24 protein-coding genes and 1 pseudogene are annotated in these 23433 nt (G+C 69.4%); 17 read left to right on the top strand and 8 right to left on the bottom strand.

What is annotated here, in order from left to right; genetic code table 11:
- Positions 1–16: 16 nt before the first annotated feature.
- Positions 17–1033 (top strand): 4-hydroxy-3-methylbut-2-enyl diphosphate reductase, encoded by a 1017-nt coding sequence (locus ACP4J0_RS02545; protein ID WP_426596951.1) that lies wholly within the window; start codon positions 17–19, stop codon positions 1031–1033.
- A gap of 29 nt (positions 1034–1062) precedes the next feature.
- On the top strand, positions 1063–1827 hold the full coding sequence (ppgK, locus tag ACP4J0_RS02540) for a polyphosphate--glucose phosphotransferase (RefSeq protein ID WP_426596950.1): 765 nt from the start codon (positions 1063–1065) through the stop codon (positions 1825–1827).
- Between the two features lie 182 nt (positions 1828–2009).
- Here the strand turns inward: ppgK and ACP4J0_RS02535 are convergent, their stop codons facing one another.
- Positions 2010–2564, bottom strand: a complete 555-nt coding sequence (locus ACP4J0_RS02535; protein ID WP_426596949.1) for a DUF6542 domain-containing protein — start codon at positions 2562–2564, stop codon at positions 2010–2012.
- Positions 2565–2884: 320 nt separating this feature from the next.
- Between ACP4J0_RS02535 and ychF the strand changes: the two genes are divergently transcribed.
- Positions 2885–3973, top strand: coding sequence for a redox-regulated ATPase YchF (ychF, locus tag ACP4J0_RS02530; RefSeq protein WP_426596948.1), 1089 nt, complete (start codon positions 2885–2887; stop codon positions 3971–3973).
- 108 nt (positions 3974–4081) lie between these two features.
- On the opposite strand, the gene ACP4J0_RS02525 is transcribed toward ychF, so the two are convergent.
- Positions 4082–5200 carry a tyrosine-type recombinase/integrase gene (locus ACP4J0_RS02525; protein WP_426596947.1) on the bottom strand — a complete coding sequence of 373 codons (1119 nt, stop codon included), beginning with the start codon at positions 5198–5200 and terminating at the stop codon, positions 4082–4084.
- 24 nt (positions 5201–5224) lie between these two features.
- The gene (locus tag ACP4J0_RS02520; RefSeq protein WP_426596946.1) at positions 5225–5725 is read right to left on the bottom strand and encodes a helix-turn-helix transcriptional regulator; all 501 of its coding nucleotides are present in this window, start codon (positions 5723–5725) and stop codon (positions 5225–5227) included.
- Between the two features lie 121 nt (positions 5726–5846).
- Here ACP4J0_RS02520 and ACP4J0_RS02515 point away from each other — a divergent pair, with 121 nt between their 5' ends.
- The 4 genes from ACP4J0_RS02515 to ACP4J0_RS02500 all read left to right on the top strand — a co-directional run bounded on the left by ACP4J0_RS02515 (position 5847) and on the right by ACP4J0_RS02500 (position 10428).
- Positions 5847–6041, top strand: a complete 195-nt coding sequence (locus tag ACP4J0_RS02515) for a helix-turn-helix transcriptional regulator (protein ID WP_109781179.1) — start codon at positions 5847–5849, stop codon at positions 6039–6041.
- A gap of 666 nt (positions 6042–6707) precedes the next feature.
- Positions 6708–7850 carry a DUF3631 domain-containing protein gene (locus ACP4J0_RS02510; protein ID WP_426596945.1) on the top strand — a complete coding sequence of 381 codons (1143 nt, stop codon included), beginning with the start codon at positions 6708–6710 and terminating at the stop codon, positions 7848–7850.
- A 315-nt stretch (positions 7851–8165) separates the two neighbouring features.
- Positions 8166–8741 (top strand): hypothetical protein, encoded by a 576-nt coding sequence (locus ACP4J0_RS02505; RefSeq protein WP_426597268.1) that lies wholly within the window; start codon positions 8166–8168, stop codon positions 8739–8741.
- Positions 8731–10428, top strand: coding sequence for a relaxase/mobilization nuclease domain-containing protein (locus ACP4J0_RS02500; protein ID WP_426596944.1), 1698 nt, complete (start codon positions 8731–8733; stop codon positions 10426–10428). The genes ACP4J0_RS02505 and ACP4J0_RS02500 overlap by 11 nt, the downstream gene beginning before the upstream one ends.
- Positions 10429–10477: 49 nt before the next feature.
- Here ACP4J0_RS02500 and ACP4J0_RS02495 read toward each other — a convergent pair whose 3' ends face one another.
- Positions 10478–11011, bottom strand: coding sequence for an SMI1/KNR4 family protein (locus tag ACP4J0_RS02495; protein ID WP_426596943.1), 534 nt, complete (start codon positions 11009–11011; stop codon positions 10478–10480).
- Between the two features lie 90 nt (positions 11012–11101).
- Here ACP4J0_RS02495 and ACP4J0_RS02490 point away from each other — a divergent pair, with 90 nt between their 5' ends.
- Positions 11102–11605, top strand: a complete 504-nt coding sequence (locus ACP4J0_RS02490; protein ID WP_426596942.1) for a hypothetical protein — start codon at positions 11102–11104, stop codon at positions 11603–11605.
- Positions 11606–11671: 66 nt separating this feature from the next.
- On the opposite strand, the gene ACP4J0_RS02485 is transcribed toward ACP4J0_RS02490, so the two are convergent.
- The 4 genes from ACP4J0_RS02485 to ACP4J0_RS02470 form a co-directional block, all read right to left on the bottom strand.
- Positions 11672–12217: an HAD domain-containing protein gene (locus ACP4J0_RS02485; RefSeq protein ID WP_426596941.1), complete on the bottom strand. Its 546-nt coding sequence runs from the start codon at positions 12215–12217 to the stop codon at positions 11672–11674.
- A 31-nt stretch (positions 12218–12248) separates the two neighbouring features.
- Positions 12249–12941: a class I SAM-dependent methyltransferase gene (locus ACP4J0_RS02480; RefSeq protein WP_426596940.1), complete on the bottom strand. Its 693-nt coding sequence runs from the start codon at positions 12939–12941 to the stop codon at positions 12249–12251.
- Position 12942: 1 nt separating this feature from the next.
- Positions 12943–13854 (bottom strand): phosphotransferase family protein, encoded by a 912-nt coding sequence (locus tag ACP4J0_RS02475; protein WP_426596939.1) that lies wholly within the window; start codon positions 13852–13854, stop codon positions 12943–12945.
- Between the two features lie 79 nt (positions 13855–13933).
- Positions 13934–14683 (bottom strand): hypothetical protein, encoded by a 750-nt coding sequence (locus ACP4J0_RS02470; RefSeq protein ID WP_426596938.1) that lies wholly within the window; start codon positions 14681–14683, stop codon positions 13934–13936.
- A gap of 223 nt (positions 14684–14906) precedes the next feature.
- On the opposite strand from ACP4J0_RS02470, the gene ACP4J0_RS02465 reads away from it, so the two are divergent.
- The 9 genes and pseudogenes from ACP4J0_RS02465 to ACP4J0_RS02425 form a co-directional block, all read left to right on the top strand.
- The gene (locus ACP4J0_RS02465; protein ID WP_426596937.1) at positions 14907–16259 is read left to right on the top strand and encodes a tetratricopeptide repeat protein; all 1353 of its coding nucleotides are present in this window, start codon (positions 14907–14909) and stop codon (positions 16257–16259) included.
- Position 16260: 1 nt separating this feature from the next.
- Positions 16261–16797 carry an NUDIX domain-containing protein gene (locus ACP4J0_RS02460; protein WP_426596936.1) on the top strand — a complete coding sequence of 179 codons (537 nt, stop codon included), beginning with the start codon at positions 16261–16263 and terminating at the stop codon, positions 16795–16797.
- A gap of 124 nt (positions 16798–16921) precedes the next feature.
- Positions 16922–18529, top strand: a complete 1608-nt coding sequence (locus tag ACP4J0_RS02455) for a caspase, EACC1-associated type (protein WP_426596935.1) — start codon at positions 16922–16924, stop codon at positions 18527–18529.
- Entirely contained in the window at positions 18513–18893 is a 381-nt protein-coding gene (locus tag ACP4J0_RS02450) for an effector-associated constant component EACC1 (protein WP_426596934.1), read from the top strand. The genes ACP4J0_RS02455 and ACP4J0_RS02450 overlap by 17 nt, the downstream gene beginning before the upstream one ends.
- A 375-nt stretch (positions 18894–19268) precedes the next feature.
- Entirely contained in the window at positions 19269–19595 is a 327-nt protein-coding gene (locus ACP4J0_RS02445; protein WP_426596933.1) for a hypothetical protein, read from the top strand.
- Between the two features lie 493 nt (positions 19596–20088).
- Positions 20089–20373: a hypothetical protein gene (locus ACP4J0_RS02440; protein ID WP_103541406.1), complete on the top strand. Its 285-nt coding sequence runs from the start codon at positions 20089–20091 to the stop codon at positions 20371–20373.
- A complete protein-coding gene (locus ACP4J0_RS02435) occupies positions 20355–20768 on the top strand; it encodes a PIN domain-containing protein (protein WP_426596932.1) in 414 nt (137 codons plus the stop codon). Before ACP4J0_RS02440 ends, ACP4J0_RS02435 begins: the two co-directional genes overlap by 19 nt.
- Positions 20769–21089: 321 nt before the next feature.
- Complete coding sequence (locus tag ACP4J0_RS02430; protein ID WP_426596931.1) at positions 21090–23243, top strand: DEAD/DEAH box helicase; 2154 nt, start codon at positions 21090–21092, stop codon at positions 23241–23243.
- Between the two features lie 31 nt (positions 23244–23274).
- Positions 23275–23406 (top strand): annotated as a pseudogene (locus ACP4J0_RS02425) (VapC toxin family PIN domain ribonuclease); the annotation flags it as partial.
- Between the last annotated feature and the right edge of the window lie 27 nt (positions 23407–23433).

The raw sequence follows: 23433 nt of genomic DNA, 5'->3' as shown, positions 1-23433 counted from the left end.
CGAACGCACCCTTACGATGGGTGCCATGACTGCTTCGCCCGGCCGCCGTGTCCTGCTCGCCGCCCCCCGTGGCTACTGCGCGGGTGTGGACCGCGCCGTGATCGCCGTCGAGAAAGCCCTGGAGCAGTACGGGGCTCCCGTCTACGTCCGGCACGAGATCGTCCACAACAAGTACGTCGTCCAGACCCTGGAGAAGAAGGGCGCCATCTTCGTCGAGCAGACGGAAGAGGTCCCGCCGGGGAACATCGTCATGTTCTCCGCGCACGGCGTGGCCCCCGTCGTCCACGAGGAGGCCGAGCGCGGGAAGCTCGCCACCATCGACGCCACCTGCCCGCTCGTCACCAAGGTGCACAAGGAAGCCGTCCGCTTCGCGAACGACGACTACGACATCCTCCTGATCGGCCACGAGGGCCACGAGGAGGTCATCGGGACCTCCGGCGAGGCCCCCGACCACATCCAGCTCGTCGACGGCCCCGAGGACGTCGCCAAGGTCGAGGTCCGCGACCCGTCGAAGGTCGTCTGGCTCTCCCAGACCACCCTCTCCGTCGACGAGACCATGGAGACCGTCGACGCGCTGAAGGACAAGTTCCCGCAGCTCATCTCCCCGCCGAGCGACGACATCTGCTACGCCACGCAGAACCGCCAGCTCGCCGTGAAGCAGATGGGCGCCGAGGCCGACCTGGTGATCGTCGTCGGCTCCCGCAACTCCTCCAACTCCAAGCGCCTCGTCGAGGTCGCCAAGCAGGCCGGCGCCCGCGACGCGTACCTCGTGGACTTCGCCGACGAGATCGACGAGGCCTGGCTGGAGGGCGTCACCACGGTCGGTGTCACCTCCGGCGCCTCCGTCCCGGACATCCTGGTCGAGCAGGTCTTGGAGTGGCTGTCGCAGCGCGGCTTCGAGGACGTGGAGATCGTCAAGGCCGCCGAGGAGTCGATCATCTTCTCGCTGCCCAAGGAGCTCCGCCGCGACCTGCGCGAGGAGGCGGCGTCCCTGGTGGCGGAGCGGGGCGGCTCCGGTACGGCCGGGGCGTGACCGTCAGTCGTCCGTCGTAACGTGGTGCCATGCAGATCTTCGGCGTGGACATCGGCGGATCCGGGATCAAGGGCGCCCCTGTGGACCTCGACAGGGGCGACCTGGCCCAGGAGCGCTGCAAGGTACTGACCCCGCACCCCGCGACCCCCGACGGCGTGGCCGACGGGGTGAAGCAGGTCGTCGAGCACTTCGGCTGGAGGGGACCGGTCGGGCTCACCTTCCCCGGCGTGGTCACGGGCGGCGCCACGGTCCGCACCGCGGCCAACGTCGACAAGAGCTGGGTCGACACGGACGCGCGCGCCCTGTTCGGTGAGCGGCTGGGCGGCCTCGACGTGACGGTGGTCAACGACGCGGACGCGGCGGGCGTCGCCGAGATGCGCTTCGGCGCCGGCCGCGACCGCAAGGGCACGGTCATCCTGCTCACCTTCGGCACCGGCATCGGCAGCGCCGTCTTCACCGACGGCGTCCTCGTCCCCAACAGCGAGCTGGGCCACCTGGAGCTGGACGGACACGACGCGGAGAAGCGCGCCTCCAGCAAGGTCAAGGACGACCACGACCTGTCCTGGGAGGACTGGGCCCACCGCGTGCAGCGCTACCTCGCCCATGTCGAGATGCTGTTCTCACCCGACCTGTTCGTCATCGGCGGCGGGGTCAGCCGCAAGGCGCACAAGTTCCTGCACCACATCGAGGGCATCCAGGCGGAGATCGTCCCCGCGCAGCTCCAGAACAACGCGGGGATCGTCGGGGCGGCGATGCGGGCGGCGGAGGCAGCCGGCCGGCCCGCCGCGGGCTGAACCGGCCGCCACACCGTGGGCCGGACCGGCGGCGTTCACACCGTGAGCCGGTCCGGCGGCGTTCACACCGTGGGCCGGACCGGTGGTCGGAGCCGGTGGGGGCCGGGCCGCGGTGGGCGGCTCAGGGTCCTCACACCGGCGGCCGGCACCGGGCCCTCACACCGGCGGCCTGTTCCGGGCCCTCACACCGGCGGCCTGTTCCGGACGGTGTCGGCCCGGTCGCGCACCAGCCGGATCCTCCGGACGATCACGGTCGATCCCGCGATCAGGGTCCCCCCGTACAGCCAGCCCGCCTCGGTGGCCAGGGCGGTCACCAGCCCCATCAGCCACCCTCCCGGCCCCTTGCCGCCCTCGGCGACGGCCACCAGGCCCACGGCGAAGGCGATCGGCACGACGACGGGGGCGGTCAGCAGGTCGCCCTTGCGTACCCAGAGCGCGGTGAGCAGGCACACCGGCAGGAACAGCACGCCGTACACCGTCGGGGACGCGCCGAACAGCAGCTGGTCGAGAAGGCCGAGCACGAGCATCACCGCCGCGCAGAGCAGGCCGCTGCCCAGCCCGGTCAACCGGGGGTTGGGCAGCCCACACATCCCACTGACCGCACGCGTTCCCCGCATTTCCCGCAGGGCGCGCACGGCGTGCAGGGCGCGCAGCACCAGAGGCCCGGGGCGGGCCGGCCGTACGGTGGCCGGCCGCCGCGCCCCGCCGCCCGCAGCCGGCCCGGCGGATCGCCCCACCGGCTTTCCGACCGGCTTTCCGACCGGCTTCCCGACGGGCCGCCCGGCCGCGGCACCGCCCGCTCCCCGCCCCTGCGGGGGCAGCGGCGCCCGGCCCCGATGCGGTCCGTACTGCGCAGGTCGCGTCCTGTATTGCTCCACTGGACCAACTTAGGTCGGTTTATGTGCCGAATAGCCCGACAGACACGCCGTCGGGCACGGCTTGGCCAAGCGTTCGACACCGCGCGGGGCAGGCACCGGACACCCCGTAGACTGGTGGATCGGCCCCCTGCCCGGCCCGCCCCACCTCCTCCGCATCCTCACGTACGGGAAGTCGCAACGTGTCGCTCACGATCGGAATCGTCGGTCTGCCCAATGTCGGCAAGTCGACCCTGTTCAACGCCCTGACCAAGAACGACGTGCTGGCGGCCAACTACCCGTTCGCCACGATCGAGCCCAACGTCGGCGTCGTGGGCGTCCCGGACCCCCGTCTGACGAAGCTGGCCGAGATCTTCTCCTCGGAGAAGGTCCTCCCGGCGACGGTCGACTTCGTCGACATCGCGGGCATCGTGCGCGGCGCGAGCGAGGGCGAGGGCCTGGGCAACAAGTTCCTCGCCAACATCCGCGAGTCCGACGCGATCTGCCAGGTCATCCGTGCCTTCAAGGACGAGAACGTCGTCCACGTCGACGGCAAGGTCTCGCCCAAGGACGACATCGAGACGATCAACACCGAGCTGATCCTCGCCGACCTCCAGACCATCGAGAAGGTCCTGCCCCGCCTCCAGAAGGAGTCGCGGATCAAGAAGGACATCGCACCCAAGGTCAAGGTGGTCGAGGAGGCCAAGGAGATCCTGGAGAAGGGCGACACGCTCTTCGCCCACGGCATCCTCCAGGGCAGCGAGCGCGCCGAGCTCCTCCACGACCTCCACCTCCTCACCACCAAGCCCTTCCTCTACGTCTTCAACGTCGACGAGGACGAGCTGACCGACGAGGACTTCAAGAACGAGCAGCGCGCCCTGGTCGCCCCCGCGGAGGCGATCTTCCTCAACGCCAAGCTGGAGGCGGACCTCGCCGAGCTGGACGAGGACGAGGCCCTGGAGCTCCTCCAGTCCGTCGGCCAGGAGGAGCCCGGCCTCGCCACCCTCGCCCACGTCGGCTTCCGCACCCTCGGCCTGCAGACCTACCTGACGGCCGGCCCCAAGGAATCCCGCGCCTGGACCATCAAGAAGGGCGCCACCGCCCCCGAGGCCGCCGGTGTCATCCACACCGACTTCCAGAAGGGCTTCATCAAGGCCGAGGTCATCTCCTTCGACGACCTGGTCGCCACCGGCTCGGTCGCCGAGGCCCGCGCCAAGGGCAAGGCGCGCATGGAGGGCAAGGACTACGTGATGCAGGACGGGGACGTGGTGGAGTTCCGCTTCAACGTCTAATACGTTCGGCGAAAGGCCGTCTGACCTGCGGCGGAGCGGGTTGGGCGGCCTTTGCGGTCCGCACAGAGTCCGCAGCGTGCTGACTTCGGTCCGCGCGCGGGGTAGCGGTTACGCCGCTTTGTCGACCTGTGGCTGGGCATCGGCGGACTGGTCCGCGTACGCCTTGTCGACCGCGGCCCGGGTCCGCTCCTCGGAGTCGGGCCACAGGTGGGTGTAGATGTTCAGCGTCATGGCCGCGTTGGTGTGGCCGAGGCGCTCGGAGACCGTCTTCACGGACTCGCCGTGCTTGATCAGCAGGCTGGCGTAGTGGTGCCGGAGGGCGTGGGGTCCGGTGCCCTTCGGTATGCCGGCCTTCGCGCAGGCGGGCCGCCAGGACCCGTCCATGAAGTGCGTGTAGACCACGGGTCCGCCTTGCGGCGCCGTGAAGATCCAGCCCTCGGGCCCATCGACGGGGAAGTCCCGCAGGTGGGCCTTCATCGCATCCACCGCCATGCGGGGGAGCGGGACCGTGCGGTGCGAGCGAGCGGTCTTGGGTGGGCAGACGTACACGCCGTGCTTGGCGGTCTGCTGGATCTGCTGCTCGACCGAGACGGCCGCGTGCAGCAGGTCCACGTGCCGGAGCTGGAGGCCGAACAGTTCGCCGGGGCGGAGCCCGGTGGCCGCGCCGAGCAGCACGAGGCCCTTGTAGCGGGCGGGTATCGCTTCGGACAGCGTCCGCACCTGTTCGACAGCCAGGGGCACGATCTTCTTCCGTGGTACCGAGGGCAGCTTCGCCTCGGCGCACGGGTTGTGAGGGATCATCCGGTCACGGACGGCCGCCCGGAAGACGGCGTTGACCGTGTTGAAGACCGTCCGTGAGGTGCTGGCGGCCAGCCCGTGCGTGGTGGTGAGGCCGGTGACCCAGCTCTGTACGTCGCCGGGCTTGATGGCGCCGAGTGCCCGCTTCTCCCAGGCCGGGTAGACGTAGCAGCGCAGGTGCTGGGCCACGGCCTTGGCCGTGGAAGGTCGGTGTGGCTGGATGGCCCGCCATTCCTCCGCGTACTCCTTGAAGGGCTTCTTCGCCGATCGCGGGTCGACGTACTGACCGGTGACCAGGCTGGCCGTGACCTCGTCGATCCACCGCTGGGCGTCGATCTTGCGGTCGAAGTGGCGGGCGTGCTCCTTGCCGTCGAGGTCGCGGTAGCGAGCACGCCATTTGCCGTTGGGGCGCTTCTGGATGTTGGCCAAGTGGCCTCTCCTTCGTGTCGGTTGTCAGTAGTGGCCGCCGTCCTCGATGTCGTTGCTGAGGGTGCGAGCGTCGCGCTCGTCGCCCATGAGGCGGAGGCACTGCTCGTGTATGGCCCGCGAGCGGTCGGGGTGGGCCTTGATGTGGTCGGCGATGGCGACCACGGCGCGGTGCAGGCGGTCGCGTGCGTCTCGGGCTTCGTAGAACGCCTCGACCGCTTCTTGGACGAGGCGTCGGCTGTTGACGTCGAGCCCCTCCAGGGGCGGAGACATCAGTTCTTCGAGGGGAAGCTCGAAGACGCGGGAGAAGGCGAGGGCCTCGTCGAGGTTGATGCGCCGGCGGGGAGTGCCGTTCTCGATACGCCAGACCGCCGTCTGGTTCATCTTGACGCCGGCTCTGGTCACCCGCTCGGCCAGCTCGGTCGTGCTCCACCCTCTGACCTCGCGCTCCAGCGCCACGCGCGCGGCCACGTTTCCCTCGCTGTAGAGCAGCGGCACCTCGCCGCCCTCGGGCCTGTCGCCTGCCATCACGCCTCCATCGTCGCCGTCGCTATCCCAATTGAAACATGAGCTTCCCGATTTGGTTAACCGCCGATCCCGAGATACAACTCTATGCAGATCGAATCGCCACCTAGCCGAATGGGAATGCATGCGATACCTGACCACCGCCGAGGTCGCCGAGCGCTACCGCACAGCTGAGAGCACCGTCCGCTACTGGCGCCACATTGGAAAGGGGCCGCGCGGCATCAAGGTCGGCAAGCGGGTCCTGTACCCCGAGGCCGAGCTGCTGCGGTACGAGCAGACGCTGATCGACGGCCAGGACGAATGGGGCCTGGCCTCGTGAGCCACCGACAGGCCCAGACACAGCAACGGCCCCCGGCGCGCCAACGCCGAGGGCCGGAGATTCCCCTGCAAGTCCCCATCCCTGAACGCACGAACCGGTGAGAGGCGGGACCTTGCCCGTCCCGTCCCTCACCTGAGAGGAACGCCGATGGAGGACTCTACGTCCTCCGCCACCTCGAACACATCCCACAAGGTCGTCTGGCCTGCCGCTGCGGTCCCCGGCCAGGGCATTCCGTGGCTCAACCCGGACCGAGCGGACGGCCGGCCCGCCTTTCCGGGGACCGGCGATCGAGGGGACCGTGCCGCTGGTCCGGTCGGTCCGGAACCGGATCGGCCCACGACCGAGACCCGGACCGGAGTTCCGGACAACCCGGACCAGGAACCCGGACCGACGGAGAACGCGCAGCTCAGCGGCCTGACCGACCGGATCGGGAACCCGGACCATGGACCCGGTCCGGAAGCCGAGGACCGGACGGAGAGTTCCGGTCGGTCGGCCGGCGAACCCGGACCGTCGGTCCGGGCTGACCATAGTCACCACGGTGCTCCGGGGACGGTCCCCGAACCCGGACCGGGGACCGAGGATCGTGAGCGTTCTGGCTTCTCGGCGGACCGGGACCAGGACGGGACCGTCGTACTGGACGAGCTGCGCGCCGCGATCGGCCGCTACGTGGTGCTGCCGAGCGAGGAGGCCCTGACCGCGGTCACCCTGTGGGTGGCGGCCTCCCACGTCCAGCCGGCCCTCCAGCACGCGCCGCGCCTGGCGGTGGTGGGGCCGACCAAGGGCTGCGGCAAGTCCCGTGTCCTGGACGTGCTCCACGAGACCGTGTCCCGGCCGATGATGACCGTGAACACCTCGCCGGCGGTGGTCTTCCGGATCATCGGCGAGGACCCGCCGACGCTCCTGGTGGACGAGGCCGACACCATCTTCGGCCCGAAGGCCGGCGACAAGGAGGACCTGCGTGGCCTGCTGAACGCCGGACACCAGCGCAATCGCCCCGCCTGGCGGATCTCCGGCCCGGAGCACAAGCCGACCGCGTTCCCGACCTTCGCCATGGCCGCGCTGGCTGGCATCGGCGACCTGCCGGACACGATCATGGACCGCGCCGTCGTGCTCCGCATGCAGAAGCGCAAGCCCGGCGAGAAGGTCGCTCCCTTCCGTTCCCGGCAATCCGTCCCGGAACTGAACGCGCTGCGCGACCGGCTGGCCGCGTGGCTGACCCCGCTGCGCGGGGCAGCGCACCGGCTGGTGCCACCGATGCCGGTCGAGGACCGGGCCGCGGACACCTGGGAGCCACTGGTCATCGTCGCCGACCTGGCCGGCGGCCACTGGCCCGCCCAGGCCCGTGCCGCCTGCCTGGCGATGACGAGGAACGAGGTGGCCCAGGACGAGCAGACGACGCTGAAGACCCGGTTGCTCCGGGACATCCGCCGCGTCTTCGAGCAACAGGGCGACAAGGAGGCGCTGCGCAGCCACGACCTGCTCGCCGCCCTCATCCAGGACGCCGAGGCGCCGTGGGCCGAGTACGGGACGAAGGGCCTGAACGCCTACCACCTGGCCAACCTGCTGCGCGACTTCGGCATCAGCCCGGCCAACCACCGCTTCGAGAACGGCAGGCAGGCGAAGGCGTACGCCCGTAACCAGTTCCTCGACGCCTGGGCCCGCTACTGCCCCGACCCTGCCCAGCCGACCCCCGCAGCCGGCGAGACCGTGGTCGCACGTCGAGCCCAGGGCAAGCAGCCGACCCCTCCGTCCGGGACGCTGCCCATCGGCCCGCCCGGTGGGCCTGCCGGCCCCAGGCCCACTCGCTGACCCCAGCTCCGCATCAATCCGTCGCATCCGTCCCCGCGCAGGTCAGCGCGGGGACGGAGTTCCTCGCCGATACGGATCACTCCGTACCTGCGACCGCCTCCGTACCTGTCCTGACCAGCTACGGGACGGACGCAACGGACGTGACGAAGCCCCACTGCACACGACCACCGGAGCACCACCATGCCCGAGACGAGCACCGACATCTCCCCCACCCGTTGCCGCAAGGGATTCTTCGGCCTGACCCGCCGATCAGCAGCAAGCTGGAGCGAACGAGCCTCTAACGAGGCTTCGTCCGCGCTTGCCCCCGCCCCAAGGGTGGCGGAGGAGAAGGCCGAGCGCCAGGGGGCGCCCGAGCCGGAGGAGGGTGCAGCCGAGACCAGCTGCCCGCCCGCAGCCGACTCCGTCACCCCTCGTGCCCAGCCGCCGGCCAATGTCCAACCGCCCGCCGAGCAGCCCTCCTGGCGGGATCTCGATGCCCCCGTCCTGCCCGCGCTGATGAACCGCAAGCGCACCGTGGAGAAGCGCGACCAGGAGAAGACCATCCGCTTCACGCGTACCGCGGTCCGCGTGATCAGCGCCGCCGCTCACCAGCGCGGTCAGAAGTTCGCCGGATTCGTCGGCGACGCCGCCCTCGCCGTCGCCCTGGGCAAGACAGGGCTGGTCGGCAGCCCGGAGGACGACCCGGTCCGCCCGCTGATCGAGGCCGTCGAGGCGCACACGGTCGCGCTGAACCGCATCGGCGGCAACCTCAACCAGATAACCGCAGCCATCCACCGAGGGACGGTGCCCGATCGTGCCGAGGCGGTGCTGGACCGTGTCGAGCAAGCGGCCGAGAGCAGCTACCGACTGATCGACCAGCTCCTGATGGAAGGCACCGCGCATGGTTCCTGACGTCTCCACCGGCTCCGACACCCGCGGACTGATCGTCTACCTCTTCGGCCCTGGCCGCCGCGACGAGCACACCGACCCTCACATCGTCGCCGCCTGGGACATGGCCGGCGCCCCCGACCCGGGCCGCGACCCGGCAGCCACTTACTCCCTGCTCGCCAAGCGCCTCGACCACCATGTCGACCTGCGCACCCGCGAGCTGGGTGGCAAGAAGCCACCTCAGCATGTCTGGCACTGCCCGGTCCGTACCGCGCCCGGCGACCGCTACCTCACCGACGCCGAGTGGGCCGAGGTCGCCCGCCGCATCGTGCACGCCACCGGCATCGCTCCCGAAGGCGACGAGAAGGCATGCCGGTGGATCGCCGTGCGCCACGCCGACGACCACATCCACATCATGGCCACCACCGTCCGCGCCGACGGACGCCGCCCGCGCACCCACCACGACGGCCAGCGCGCCCAGGCCGAGTGCCGCAAGATCGAAGCCGAGTTCGGCCTGCGCCGCCTGAAGTCCGGCGACCTCACCGCGCCCCGCACCCCTACCGGCGCCGAACGCGCCAAGGCCGAGCGCCAGGGCCAGACGGTCACGGCACGGCACTGGCTGCGCGAGCAGGCGTACGCGGTCGCCGCCGCCGTACGAACCGAAGCCGACTACTTCTCCGTGCTGCAGTCGCTCGGCAACAAGGTCAAGACCCGCCTCGGCCCCGAGACCGGCGACGTGATCGGCTACAGCCTCGCCGCCCCAGGCGACACCAACGCGGCCGGCGAACCCGTCTGGTACGGCGGCTCGAAACTCGCCCCCGACCTCTCCATCAACCGCCTCCGCGAACGCCTCCCCGACCAGAAGGTGGCCGACCACCCGCGGTATGTGGCGGACCCCGCCGACCCATGGCGGCACACCACCACCGCCATACACACGACACGCATCGTCCTCGACTCCGGTGACGATGCCGCCGCCCAGGGCCACCTGGCCGCCTTCGGCGACGCCCTCTACAACATCGCCAGCGCCACGACCGGACCACACCGAACGGAACTACAGGCGGCGGCGATGGCGTTCAACCGCGCCCGCCGCTCCGCCACCCGCGCCGACCACCAAGCCGCCACCGCCCTGCGCAAGGCCGCCAAGGAACTCGCCTACGCCTCCAACGAGCCGGGCGGACTCGCCATCGCCCTGCTCTTCGCCACCGTGCATCTGGCCCGCGCCGCCGCCAAGTGGCACGAACAGCGCGGCCACGAACAGCAGGCGGCAGCAGCCGAAGAAGCCTTCCGCCACCTCCAGGCGGGCTACCAGCAGGCCGCCACACCCGTCATGGCTGACCTGACCCACCGCGCACCGGGAGCCACAACCGCCCGCCGCTTCGAACAGGACGTTCGTGCAACCCTCCCCGACCACGCCGACCGGATCCTCACCGACCCCGCTTGGACCGCCCTGACCACAACCCTCGCCCACGCCGAGACCGCCGGCCACAACCCCCGACGCCTCCTGGCCGAGGTGGGCACCCAGCGGGAACTCGACAGCGCCGAGCACCCCGCTGAGGTCCTCAACTGGCGCATCACCGCTCAGCCGAACCGGCGGACGCAAGCGGCTCGCAGCCGAAGCACCACCAGCGGAACGTCGTCCATGTCCGCCACGCCGCGCCCTCCGGCCACACCAGCGGCCACGAGGCCCGAAGAGCGCAGTCGGCACCGCTGACCCCGGCCCGATGCCCCGCCACGAGACGTGGCGGGGCATCGGGCCCGACTCAACGGCAGAGCTTCATGATGGTGTCGTCGAAGTCAGGAAACTCTCGTGTGGCCTGCGCGATGATCACCGCTGCCGACGCGCGGCGGTCCGGAGCGAATCGCTCCGCGATAGCCGCCAGGTCGCGATTGGCCTGGGGAGACCAATCCGGCTCGGGCTCGTACGAGGTGGCTGCTTCCCACGGGCCGAAGCCGTCAGCCAGCAGCCACAGGAAGGCACCCAGGTCGCGAGCGACGACGCCTGTCTCCCCCTCGGATCCCAGGAAGACGACGGGCTGCTCTACCAGTTCCCGACCTTCACGGAACAGCCACAACGCTGCGTTTCCGCCGGTGCCGTCCTGGCCAAACACGCGGAAGTCGTCGCCGTTCAGCTCGCCGTTGCCGGTCCACGCGCGGAACCACTCGGTGGTCTCATCGGCGGTTAGGAAGGACTCGTAGGGTTCGAAGTCGACACCGTCCTCGCCAATGCACTCAAGCCGGACCGCCATGGCAGCGGCGAGCGCGGCGGGGAACTGGCGATCTCCGTTCACGGTCATGCGAACAGAGTAGTGATCGGCTTGGGCTGCCAGGCTGCTGATAGTGCTGGCGGATCTCCAGCCGAGGTACGCGTGGGGCATGCTGTCACGGTGAGTGAATCCTCAAACGAGTGGCAGGCTTGGTTGAACAGTCTGGACGCGCGTGGAAGGGCGGCAGCGGAGTCGCTGCGCGCGCGATTCGAAGCACTCGGCGCAGCCGATGCTGGAGACTGGGCCAAGTCGGAGATCTGCGAGGACCTTCCACACCTCGCGCGGTTCATGCTGCTGCGAAGTCTGTGGCGCGGTCCGATCGGCGGTTGGGCCGATCCGGATGCCATCGATCAGCTTCCTGTTGCCCAGCGGCTTCTTGCTGCTGGGGCGAACAAGGAGGATCTCGCTCGCCTGGCGCGAGCGGTCGCCTATGAGGCAGTGTTCGCAACGCTCGATGAGCTGGACACCGGGAGTGATGTGAACGTATCGGGCGTCGATGTCGGCTGGCTCGTCATGGAGTCAGCCGAAGACGGCGCCCCGACTGGTCGAGCCCTCTCGGGCCTGCACGAAGATCTCTTGGCCATGGACCCGAGTGGGCGCGATGGAGCGGACTTGTGGCAGTAGCCCTGGTGCAGGGCCCACAGTGCACCCTGATGCCCTCGCTGCTCGTGGCAGCGAGGGCATCAGTCGTCAGGCGGCGTGGGCTGTGCGTAACTGCGCGACCCACCTCGTGACCTCGGTCAGGTGCTCGGGCTGTAGACCGAGGTGCGGGTCGGGCTGAATGAGGAGGGTTGTCGTTCCCTTCGCAGTGCGTTCCACCGCCCATTCATGGTCGAGGCCGGTGAAGTCGTCGTCGACCCAGACGGCGGGGGCGTCGCCCAGCCATGCGTCGACGTGGTCGCGTTTCCACAGGTAGCCGTTGGGGTGGCTGGTGGTGATCTGCGGACGCGGGAGATCGACGTACGGCAGGGTCGGAAGGTCGAGGAGCGGGCCGATAAGGGCGGTGGCGTCCTGGCGCCAGCTGGTGCACCAGACCGGGGTGACCAAGCCGGTGCGGATGATGTCCGTGAGCAGGCGGCCATGGTCGGGGTTGAGCCAGACGGTGACCGGGTTGTCGGCGCTGCGGCCGGTCGGGACGACGTCGTGGCGGGCGTGGGTGGCCGGGGTCGTGCCGTGCTCGTCTGGGAAGGGTATGAGGACGCCGTCGATGTCGAGAAGCAGGTAGGGCGGGCGCATCGGTCCTCCATAGGCCGGATGAACGCGGCTGTCAGAGCTTGCGGGCGCGGATCAGCAGGGTGGTGGGCCAGTGGCCCATGCGGGGGTCGTGGAACTCCTGGGCCGAGGTGAGCCAGAAGCCGGCCTGGCTGAGGTGCTTCTCCCAGCGGTCGGTGTCGAACTCCCAGCGGGCGATGGGGAGCCGGGTGCGGTCGGGGAGGGTGACGTGGTCTCGGCGGGGACGGTCGTCGCCGGAGGGCCTGCGGCCGCCGCGCTGCGGGTGGGGGACAGAGAAGGCCAGCACTCGACCGGGCGTGAGGTGCTGTGCGATGGCCGGGAGTAGGAGTTCGGGGGCGACGAGGCCGACGGCTCCGAAGACGGAGTAGATCGCGTCGAACTGCTCGTCGGAGGCGTGCAGGTAGTGCAGGGCGTGGCTGGCGACGAAGGTGAGGTTGTTCAGCCGTCCGTAGTGGGAGCGGGCGCGGCGGACCTGGAGGCCGACCAGGTCGACGCCGGTGACGTGGGAGCCGTGGCGGGTGGCGAGGTGGGCGGCGTTGTGGCCGGGGCCGCAGCCGAGTTCCAGGAGTCGCTTGCCGTGCAGGTCGGGGCCGAGGATCTCTGCTCTGGGGCCTTGGCTGGGTCTCGTGGTCCATTCCATCCGGGCGCGTACGGAGAGGGGTTCGGCGAGTCCGGCGGCGGTGCGTTGGAGGGCGTGGGCGTGCCAGGGGGATGCCTGGGCGAGCACGTCAGATCTCCAGGAGGTGGAGGACGTCGGTGAGGTGGCGGCCGACGGCCTTGATGTGGGCGGGGTCGGTGGCCGGGTCGTTGATCCAGCGGATGGACTGCTCCATGAACCACTCGACGGCCCACATGCGGTGCCAGCCCAGGGCCCAGTTCTCGGCGGTGAGCCCGCCGCGAGGGGCGAGGGCGTCGGGGGTGCCGCCTGCGGTGACGTACTGCTCCAGGAAGACGCGCAGGCGTACGGGGTGCGGGGGCTCGATGGTGCCGTGCCAGCTGGCGAGGTCGAGTAGGCCAGGGCCGGTGAAGGCGCGGGCGAAGTCGAGCAGCCGCCAGCCGCGCTCGCCGATGTGGAGGCTGGTGGGGTGGAACTCGGAGTGCACCCAGCCGAAGGGCGCCATCGTCGCTCCGGCCGAGCGGGCCTCGGCGGCCTGGGAGATCCGGTCGAGCGCGTCCTCGACCTCGTCGGCGTCCTGCCACCGGTCGGCCTTGCGCAGCCGTTCGAGGTGCTCCAACGCCCGGGCCGGCAGTTTCCGCAGCCGGTCCTGGTCGAGTACGGGCAAGGGAGGAGCCGTACGGGTGCCGTGCAGGATCACGGCCGCGGCGACACCGTCGAGGTCGTCGGCCTCGCGTACAGAGGGGCCAAGGTCCTCAACAAGCATGCCGAGCCAGCCGTCCAGGACGGCGGAGGCATGGACCCGGGGGACGGGTACGCCGAGGGTGTGGGCCAGGCGGAGGGCCTGGTCCTCGCTGTCGAAGGGCTTCTTGGCGTACTTGAAGACGGCCGTGGAGCCGTCGGGGAAGGTGACGCGCTCGACGCCGGACATGGACCACACGCGTACCTCCTCCCGTCGGGAGGTGGTCTGGCCGGTCGCGGTGAGCAGGTTGTCGAGGAGTTCGGCGCTGGGGTTCGTGGTCATGTGGGGGCTCCGGGGATGGGTGGTGGCGTCCGGGGCGGGCGAGGGGTGCCGGCCCGCCCCGGAGCCTGATCGGGTGGGGTTACGCGGCGGGGTTCACGCGGTGGGCGTAGACCTGCTCGATCCAGCCCGCCTTGAACGCGGCGAGGTCGTCGCGGAAGTTCGCCATTGAGGCGCCGTAGGGTGCGACCACGCCGCCGGTCTGGTCCGGCACGGACTGGCAGCCGTGTACGAGCCGGCCGCCGAGCGCTGTGTGAGCCTTGATGGACTCGATCCGGCGGTGCTCGTTGAACCAGCCGCCGTGGTAGACCTCGTCGAGCATTCCGCCCATTTCGTCGTCCAGGTCGAAGACGACGGAGGTGGCGGCGGGGAAGAACCAGCACGGGCCGACGTTGGAGATGTGCCCGTCGAGCTCGACCTTGTTGAGCGCCATGAGCGTGGCGGCCTCGCGGAGCATCCGCAGGTGGTCGGCGGTGATCTGCGGGAGTCCGAGGCCGGCCAGGTGGTCGTCGCGGAAGAGGTACGCGTACACCTCGTACGCGGTGGCCAGGACGCGGGCGGCCTCGGAGGTGGACTCGCTGTGCTGCTTGATGAAGTCGAGCGCGAGCTGCTCGACCGCGCTCTCGGTCGTCTCGTCGACGTCCAGAAGCTGGGCCTTGACCAGCTCCCAGTCGGCGACGAGCCAGGTGTTCGACTCGAAGCGGAAGAAGTACTCGGTCGGGTCGATCGTGATGCGCCGGCCGTCGACCTGGATGCCGGGCAGGCGGCTCCAGCGCGGGTCGAACGCCCCGGGCAGCTTGACCGTGATGGTCGTGGTGTCGATGGTGGTCACCGGGTCTCCGTCTCTGTTCGTCCGGGTGCGGGCACAGGAATGCCCGAACCTGGTGTGGGCGTAGGGAAGTTCGGGAGGCCGCCCGGACCAAGAGGAAGCCTGGATCACGGTCGCGCTGTTCCGGGCGGCTACTGATAAGTGAACCTGCGGTCACGCTCAGTGGGTACGGTGGAAGGCAGTTGAAGCGGTATACGCGGTTTACAGCTCCGGAGTGGAGGCGATCGTGGCGGCGCAGAGGGAACCCAACTCCCGTCTGCGTGACGTCATTGAGGCGGTCGACTGCACCTACGAGGCTCTCGCCAGAGACGTGCGGCGCATCGCCGCCGAGAACGGCGAGATCCTTCAGACCAACAAGTCGGCCATCTCGCACTGGGTGAACGGCACTCGTGCTCCGTCGGGCCGGGTAGGTCAGTACCTGGCCGAGGCGCTGTCCCGTCGAGCGGGGCGCAGGATCACCCAGACCGAGATCGGCCTCCAGGCCAGTGACGAAGCGCCGGCGGAATCCGACCCCGTCCTCGCCGCTACCGACCTGGGCCGTGCCGACGTCGAGCGCCGCCGCTTCCTCGCCATCGCGGCCTTCACCACCGCCGGCGTTGCCATGCCGCTCGGATACGACCACGAAGCCACTGCCCGCATGCTCCGCGCCCGCACCGGCACGTCCGTGGTCGGGGCAGAGGACGTGGACGTCGTACGGCAGATCACGGCGGCCTTCAGCGCCGCCGACGAGCGCCTCGGCGGCGGGCACGGACTGACCACCGTCACCGCGTACCTCGCCGACACAGCCGCCCCCATGCTGCGCGGATGTTTCCCCAATGAAGCCTTACGCCGGGCAGCCTTCGGCGCCGTCGCCGAACTCGCCTACCTCGCAGGGTGGAAGCACCACGACCTCGGCCAGGAAGGGGCCGCCCAGCGCTACTACCAGGTCGGCTACAAGCTCGCCTGCGAAGCCGACCCCCACGGCCACGCCGCCTGGATGATGCGCGCACTCGCCCACCAAGCCCTGAGCCTCAAACAGCCCCACTACTGCGTCGACCTTGTCGAAGGTGCCCTGCGACGCGGCCTTGGCCACGTCGACGGCCAGACCGAGGCCCTCCTCCACATCACCCACGCCCGCGCCTACGCAGCCACCGACGAGCACCCGTCGGCTGCACGGGCCCTGCTGGCCGCCGAGGACGCCCTCATACGGGATGACGGCCCCCAGCCCAGCTACTCCCGCGTGAGCGGCCCGGCCGCCGGCACCGTGGCCAGTCACACTGCCCGTACCCTGACCGACCTCGCCGACCACATCGGCACCGAGCAGCAGCACCGAGATGCCCTCACCCGCTGGGACCCGGAGAAGTACAAGCGCGTCCACGCCCTCACCCACGCCGACCTCGGCGACAGCCTCGCCGCCCAGGCCCGCGCCGACGAAGCCGTCGCCGCCTGGACCCAAGCCCTGGTCCTCATGGAGGGCATGACCTCCGACCGCACCCGCAAGGCGATCACCTCAATCCGCTCCACCCTCGCGGTCTACCAACGCCGCCGCGTTCCCGGCGCTGCCGATCTCGCCCGCCGCGCCCGCGAGGCACTCGCCTAACATGCCCAACAACCCGCCCGACGAAGGGAACACCGTGGCCCAGCAGACCGACGACCGCTCACAAGCCATCAAGCCTGCGCTCGAATCCATGACCCTGCTGGTCGCCGCAGTCATCGTCCACGACAAGGCCACCAACCGCGTGGTCCTCCTTCAGCGCAGCGAAAACGCCAAGTTCGCCCAGGGCATGTGGGACCTCCCCGTCGGCAAGAGCGAGCCGGGCGAACCCATCACCGAAACTGCCGTGCGCGAGCTCTACGAGGAGACGGGACTCACCGTGAAGCCCGAGTCTCTCAAGATCGCCCACATCATCCACGGCGCCTGGGGCGTGGAAGCCCCCAACGGCTTCCTCACGGTCGTGTTCTCCGCCCACGACTGGACAGGCGAACCCGAAAACCGCGAACCCCGCAAGCACTCCCAGGTCCGCTGGGTAGACGCCGACGCCATTCCCGAAGCCTTCGTCGACACCACCGCTAGCGCTCTCCATCAGTATCTGGCTAACGGCTCGGAAGTCTCTTTGAACGGCTGGTCCGCACTGTGAGCCCACGACCCACCTCTTCCGGTGTCGGTTTACCGAATACCATGCAAAGTCGGTAAACACGCACAGTGAATTGCTGGCACGGACTGTAAGGTGTCGGCGGACGTGGATCACGGGGGAGGAACCGATGGTCAACCCGGACGAGCTGTACAACGAGCTGGAGCGGGTAATTATCCCTTATGAGGGCGAGCTCATCCTGCAGTCGATCGGCTTCCCGGAGGGCGAGCTGCCGTCCAATCACCTGGCCGCACGGTTGTACTGGTCCCAGGTGCGCCGCCAGATCGACTTGGGCGTCCTGGCGGACGGCGAGGCCCTGCTCGCGCGCGCGGCGCACAGCGAATACCCAGGCAACCCGGTCTTCCACGCTGCGGCCCAGCTACCGGAGCCGGTCACCGCGCCGCAGCAGCCACCCCCTACGCAGTCGGCCGCCCTCCCTGATGCCGGACCCACGGACCCCGCCGCCCCTGCAACTGGCCGATCGATCCAAGGGGAGGCGATAGCGCACTTCGCCAATCTTCAGCAAACGACCACCCAGGTGATAACGCACTTCTCTGTGGACGGTCCGGCGGGCACCGTGGTCCAGGTTCCCGGCCCGCATGCTGGTATGCCAGACAAGGAGCTTCTCCACCGTGAGCTGCGGGGCCTGCGCGAGCGTGCGCAGCAGGCGCGCCGTGGCAAAGGGAAATACTCCGTCAGGCAGATCGTGTGGGAGGCGCAACACTTTCTGCCAGCCTCCGCGACGGGCGGACCTTCTCTCTCGACGGTGCACCGGTGGTTGGGCCCGTACGACAACTTTGCTGTGCCCCATATCAGTCAATGGGACAAACTTCTGGCCGTAATCAGTGTCATGGCGGAATGGGCTGGCGAGCCTTACAACAGCGTCAGTTGGCTCGAGCTTCTGGGGAGGGCCGATCGGGAGAGTCGGGCCGAGACACAGAGAGTAATGCAATGGGTCTCTCAGCGATCCCTGGTTGGGCAGCAACGGGTGCCGACTCACCTTCCCTGCTGGCAAACGGGAGCTGCAGTACTCATTGGCGTCTCCGGCTACGCGGAGATGCCCGCTGTCCCGTCGATCGCGAACAATCTCACGTCACTCGAAGACCTCATGGCCAACGGCCTCGGCATTCCGAGGCACAGCATCTTCGTGGTCAATGCCCCGTCAACAACCACAGAAGTCCATGAGGCGATCGAGAAGGCATCGGATGCCGCCGATCCGGCGGGCGGGGCCTTGTTCATCTACTTCTCGGGCCACGGCTGGACCGACCGCGGACGGTTGCTGCTCGGGCTGGTGGGTTCCTCACGGTCACGGCCGTGGTCCGCGCTCGACTTCAACAGCCTGCGGATCCAGATCGCAGACAGCCAGATTTCCAGCCGCGTCGTCATCCTGGACAGCTGTTACAGCGGAGCTGCGTTGGACGTCCTCGGGCCCGATGACCTGGCGAGCGCCGCCGCCATCGACGGAACGTATGTCATGACGTCCGCCAACGCCACCACGGCGGCCCTGGCGCCGCGCAGCGAACGGTTCACCGCCTTCACGGGGCAGCTCATCAAGGCGCTGTCGGATGGAATTCCCGGTGGCCCACCGGTCATCGACGCCGATGCCCTTTACCGCTACGCCAAACGGATCGCCAGAGCACGCGGCTACCCCCTTCCGGGCCGCCAAATCGGCGGCGACGGGGACCTGGTCGGGATCATGCCTAACAGATGGAGGGGCAATCATGATCGCAAAGATTGAGATCACTCAGCCGAACGGTGCCGGAGGTCTGGAAGAGCTGAGGACGTTCCTCGTCCGGGACCCCGAAACTCGAAGGATCGGCCGCATCAGATGGGAGAAGCCGGAGCCCACGCCCGGGAAACTCGGCGATGCTCTCGATGTTCTCGCCATCGTGATCTCCGGCACGCTGGCCCTTCCCGGATTCATTCAGGTTGTCTCCAACTGGTTCCGGTCGCGCGGTGACGATCAGGCCGCCGTCACCATCGCCTTGGGATCCACCAGCATCGTGGTGTCGGGGACCGAAGACCCTGCCAAGATCAGGCACCTCGCGGACGTCCTCCAGGCGGCCTACCCCGACAGCACCTCGCCCGGCGAGGGACCATGACGTCCGCGGAAGGGCCGCAAACGGCGCCAAGGCGAGCCGAGGCAGGGGCCCGTGCGTGCCCGAGGCGGCATCGAGCGGGCCGTGAGGAACCGAACGAAATGGTTCCAATCAAAGCCCCTGGATACCAGGGGCAGCGAGCGTGACCGAAGAGGAGATGGCGCGGTCGATGGCTCCGGACCGGTCCAGCACGAGGCCCGGCGCATGAGGGGCGGGGCCTGGGCCGAGGTCGACGAGGTGCCGGGTGGGTTTGGGCCGGGGACAGCGCATTCGTCGTTGGACGCCTCGGTGGAGGTGCCTCTGGCGGCGGCCGATTCGCTTCCGGCGCCCGGCGTGGACAAGGTGGTCACGCCTTCGGGACGCACGCTGTCGTCGGCCGTGGCCCGCCGTGTACAGCAGGCCACCCCGCACAACACCCCCCGCGCCCCGCGGTACCGCGCCGAACTGTTCCACATCTGGTGCCGTGAGCACGGCCGGGTGGCCAGCGATCCAGGCACCGTGCCGGACCACATGGCGTGGCTGGCCGACCGGGGACACCTGCCGGAGACGCTGGAGACGTACGCGGGTTCGCTCGCCCACGTCCTGGCGGTCATCGGCCACCTGCTGGACGACGAGGACCGCTCGTATGTCACCGTGATCGTCAACCACCGTGCGACGGAGGTGGCCGCCGACCCGGACGGCATCGAAGACGCCCTGCAGGGGTAGCGGCGACTCACCTGCGCAGTCTCATCGACCGGCTGTCCCCCTGTGCCATGTATTTCCAGGCCAGTGACCCTCAGCCAGTCCGCAGCCAGTCCGCGGGACACCCGTAAATGGCCGTCGGGAGCCAACGCATGCCAACCGGGAAATCCCAGGTCAGGGCCCTGGACGGGGCTCCACCGCAGGTCAGGATCAGCCCGCAGGCATTCCGCTTCACGTGTAGCGGCTGACGTACCGCGACGTCGCCGATCTGGCAAACATGCAGGTCAGAGAGGGCCCGACTCTTCGGAGTCGGGCCCTTGGTTTTTCCCGTGCTGGGATGGTGCTGGGATAGCTGACCCCTCGTCACCTGTCGTCATCCTGGTCATCCGTACCGTGCTGGGATGGTGCTGAGATGGGATCGGGGTGCCCGTGCTGGGATTGTGCGAGCGGGGCGCTGGCCGAGTGTGAAGGTAGTGCGGGCCTGCGCTTTTCCTACTCGTTTGACACAATCAGGGGCATGGCTGAGACGACGTACAGCATCGGGGAAGGCCCGGCGACGCGGGTGAGCCTGTCGCTGCCGGAGGGGACCGCGGAGGCGATCCGGGCGCGGGTGGGGAAGAGGGAGTTCTCCGCGTTCATCGCCGAGGCGGTCGAGCGTGAGCTGCGCGGGCAGGTCCTGGACGAGTACCTGGCGGACTACGAGAGCCGCAAGGGGCCGGTCTCCGAGCAGGCTCGTCAGCGGGCGCGGCAGGTCTTCGACGAGGTGTTCGCCGAGGAGGCCGAGTGGCCCGCCGCAGGCTGAGTCACGAGGGGACGCTCGTCCTCGACAGCGAGGGACTCTCGAAGCTGCTCGCTGACGAAGAACAGGTGGTGGCTCTGATCGCTGAGGCGCGCTCGCGCGGCATGGAGGTCGTGATCAGTGCGCTCACCATCATCGAGGCCGTCCACGCCCGTACGAACAAGCCACGCCTGAACTGGGTGCTTTCCGGGCTGCGGGTCGTCCCGGTCGGTGACGAGGAGGCGAGGGCTGCCTCGAAGCTGCTGATGAATGCCGGGTTGCACGGGCACAAGTACGCGATCGATGCGGCCGTCGCCGAGGCCGCGCTGCGACAGCGCCGCCCCGTGGTCATGCTGACTTCCGATAGTGACGACATGGCCAAGCTGTGCGGCGAGCGAGTCCGGCTCGTGGCGGTGTGATTTCCCTTGGTCCGGCTCAGTAGGAGCGGGGTCCGTAGGGGCTCCAGTGACCGAGGAAGGGCTTGAGGTCGTCGCCGCTGGGTTTCGGCGGCGTGGGCAGTTTCGGCGCTGAGGCCGATTCGGTGAGGTTTTGGAGGTGTGCGTCCGCGAACGCGAGCCACCGGCGGTCGTAAGCCTGGAGGTATGAATGACTGCCCCGGGGCTCGGTAGATCCGTACGGAGCGGCGACCGCCGGTCGAGGCCCGGTGCGGGCGGTGGGAAGATGCCGAGGAGGGGCGGAGAAGGGCGGGGAGCGTGGGGCGGGGCGAGCGGGACACGGTCGTGAGGGGAGCGCGACTGTATGAGGCGGCGCAGGCAGTGGTCGGTGACCACGGAAGGGCGGTGGAGGCGGTACGGGCGGCACTGAAGCCGATCCATGACGCGGCGGTGAAGCGGGAGCTCGACGCCATTCCCGTCGCCCGGCTGCAGGACGTCACCGAAGGGCGGCTGCGGTTGGGGAGCGTCGAGAAGAGCGGACTGCGCACCCTGGGCAGTGTTCTCGAAGCGGGTCCCTACCGGTTGCGGCAGATTCCCGGTGTCGGGCAGCGCACCGTCGACCAGATGCTCGCCGCCGCCCGCAGGCTCTCCGAGGCTGTGCACGAGACCGTGGCCGTCCACATCGACGTGGACCGGCCGGAACCGCGCACCACCGCGCTCGTCATGGCCCTGCACGTCCTGGTGGAGGCCGGCCCGGACGCCCGGCGTGCGGTCGACAAGGCGACCGTCCTGGCGGAACGGCTCGGTCCGTTGCTGGCCGACGCGAGGCCCGCCACCGGTAGGGTCCGGATGCTCCTGGCCGGCCGGGAGAAGAAGGCTCGCGCGTGGGCGGCGGTCGCCGAGACCCGGTCGCTGGTGGACGAGGCGGAGCAGGCCGGTCTGCCGGAGCTGCTCGCCCAGGCGTCGGTGGACCTGCTCCGGGGGCTCTCGTCCGACGTCGCGGCCTGGGTGGACTTCGAACTCCGCTCCGCCGAGTACTACAGCCTGCTCGCCGAGATCTCCGGGCGGCTGCCGGACGCGGCTGCCGCAGAGGGCTTCCTGCCGGACGAGATTGCGGAGCGGGTACGGACCCAGCACCTCGACGACACGCACCGGCGGGTCTCCCTGCGCGGCTACCAGGCGTTCGGCGCACGGTTCGCGCTGGCGCAGCGCAAGGTGATACTCGGCGACGAGATGGGCCTCGGGAAGACCATCCAGGCGATCGCCGTTCTCGCCCACCTGGCCGCCGAGGGGCAGAGTCACTTCATGGTGGTCTGCCCGGCGAGCGTCCTCGTGAACTGGACACGGGAGATCGAGGCCCGCAGCGCCCTGCGCGTCATGGTGCTCCACGGTCCCGACCGGCACTACGCGTTCGCCGACTGGAAGGGGCGGGGCGGCGTCGGGGTGACCACGTTCGACGCGCTGCGCGGCTTTCCCACACCGGGCGGCGGGGAGGTCGGGCTGCTGGTGGTCGACGAAGCGCACTCCGTGAAGAACCCGAAGGCCAAGCGGTCCCAAGCGGTCGGCCTGTGGGCGGAGCGTTGCGAGCGCGCCCTTCTCATGACCGGAACCCCGATGGAGAACAGGGTCGTGGAGTTCCGCAACTTGGTCCAGATGCTCGACGGCGACGTCGCGGACTCCCTGGGCGAACGGGATGCGTTGGCCGGATCGGTTGCCTTCCGCAAGGCTGTGGCCCCGGTCTACCTGCGGCGCAACCAGGAGGACGTGCTGACGGAACTCCCGAGCCTTCAGCAGACCGACGAGTGGGAGGAGCTGAGCGCTTCGGACGAGGAGGCCTACCGCGAAGCCGTGCGCGCGGGCAACTTCATGGCCATGCGCAGGGCCGCTTACATGCGTCCCGAGAAGTCGGCCAAGCTGGACCGGCTCCGGGAGATCGTTCAGGAGGCCGGCGAGAACGGGCAGAAGACCGTGGTCTTCTCCAACTTCAGGGACGTACTGGGCGTGGTGAAGGAGGCCCTTGCGGCCGGAACCGCCAGGGCCACTCCGGTGTTCGGTCCGCTGACCGGCGGCGTCCCGGCCCAGCGCCGCCAGGAGATCGTCGACGACTTCGCCGGTGTCCAGGGCCCGGCGGTGCTCCTGGGGCAGATCCAGGCAGCGGGCGTCGGCCTTAACATGCAGGCCGCCTCCGTCGTCGTCATCTGCGAACCCCAGATCAAGCCGACCATCGAACATCAGGCGGTGGCCCGGGCCCACCGTATGGGCCAGGTCAGGCCGGTTCGCCTGCACCGTCTCCTCGCCACCGGAGGTGTCGACGAACGCATGGTGAAGATGCTGGAGACCAAGACGCGCCTGTTCGATGCCTATGCCCGCCGCAGCGCCGTGGCCGAAGCCACCCCGGACGCGGTCGACGTGTCGGACACCGAGCTGGCACGTCGGATCGTCGAGGAGGAACAGGCTCGTCTGGGTATGACGGACGAGAGGCCCATGTCATCCGAGTAAGGGTGTCCTCCGGTCCGCGGCCAGTCCGCAGGACATCCGTATCGCGGCAACCGCTGAGCGGCATCGAGCCACGGTCCTGCACTACGACGGCGACTTCGACATGATTGCTTCGGTGAGCGGTCTGCACGCCGAGTGGGTCGTGGAGCCGGGGACCGCCGACTGAGCCGGAACGCGTTGTGCTGTCCGCAGT

It is taken from the genome of Streptomyces sp. WG7, assembly GCF_049975785.1.
Lineage (GTDB): Bacteria > Actinomycetota > Actinomycetes > Streptomycetales > Streptomycetaceae > Streptomyces.
Note: the sequence above shows the minus strand (reverse complement) of the source record. Positions and strands in the feature narration are given on the sequence as shown.

Bases quoted from the DNA above. Each gene is read 5' to 3' on its own strand.
- ACP4J0_RS02545 (WP_426596951.1), top strand. From the start codon at position 17: ATGGGTGCCATGACTGCTTCGCCCGGCCGCCGTGTCCTGCTCGCCGCC.
- ppgK (WP_426596950.1), top strand. From the start codon at position 1,063: ATGCAGATCTTCGGCGTGGACATCGGCGGATCCGGGATCAAGGGCGCC.
- ACP4J0_RS02520 (WP_426596946.1), bottom strand. From the start codon at position 5,725: ATGGCAGGCGACAGGCCCGAGGGCGGCGAGGTGCCGCTGCTCTACAGC.
- ACP4J0_RS02515 (WP_109781179.1), top strand. From the start codon at position 5,847: ATGCGATACCTGACCACCGCCGAGGTCGCCGAGCGCTACCGCACAGCT.
- ACP4J0_RS02500 (WP_426596944.1), top strand. From the start codon at position 8,731: ATGGTTCCTGACGTCTCCACCGGCTCCGACACCCGCGGACTGATCGTC.
- ACP4J0_RS02495 (WP_426596943.1), bottom strand. From the start codon at position 11,011: ATGACCGTGAACGGAGATCGCCAGTTCCCCGCCGCGCTCGCCGCTGCC.
- ACP4J0_RS02485 (WP_426596941.1), bottom strand. From the start codon at position 12,217: ATGCGCCCGCCCTACCTGCTTCTCGACATCGACGGCGTCCTCATACCC.
- ACP4J0_RS02475 (WP_426596939.1), bottom strand. From the start codon at position 13,854: ATGACCACGAACCCCAGCGCCGAACTCCTCGACAACCTGCTCACCGCG.
- ACP4J0_RS02460 (WP_426596936.1), top strand. From the start codon at position 16,261: ATGCCCAACAACCCGCCCGACGAAGGGAACACCGTGGCCCAGCAGACC.
- ACP4J0_RS02455 (WP_426596935.1), top strand. From the start codon at position 16,922: ATGGTCAACCCGGACGAGCTGTACAACGAGCTGGAGCGGGTAATTATC.
- ACP4J0_RS02450 (WP_426596934.1), top strand. From the start codon at position 18,513: ATGATCGCAAAGATTGAGATCACTCAGCCGAACGGTGCCGGAGGTCTG.
- ACP4J0_RS02440 (WP_103541406.1), top strand. From the start codon at position 20,089: ATGGCTGAGACGACGTACAGCATCGGGGAAGGCCCGGCGACGCGGGTG.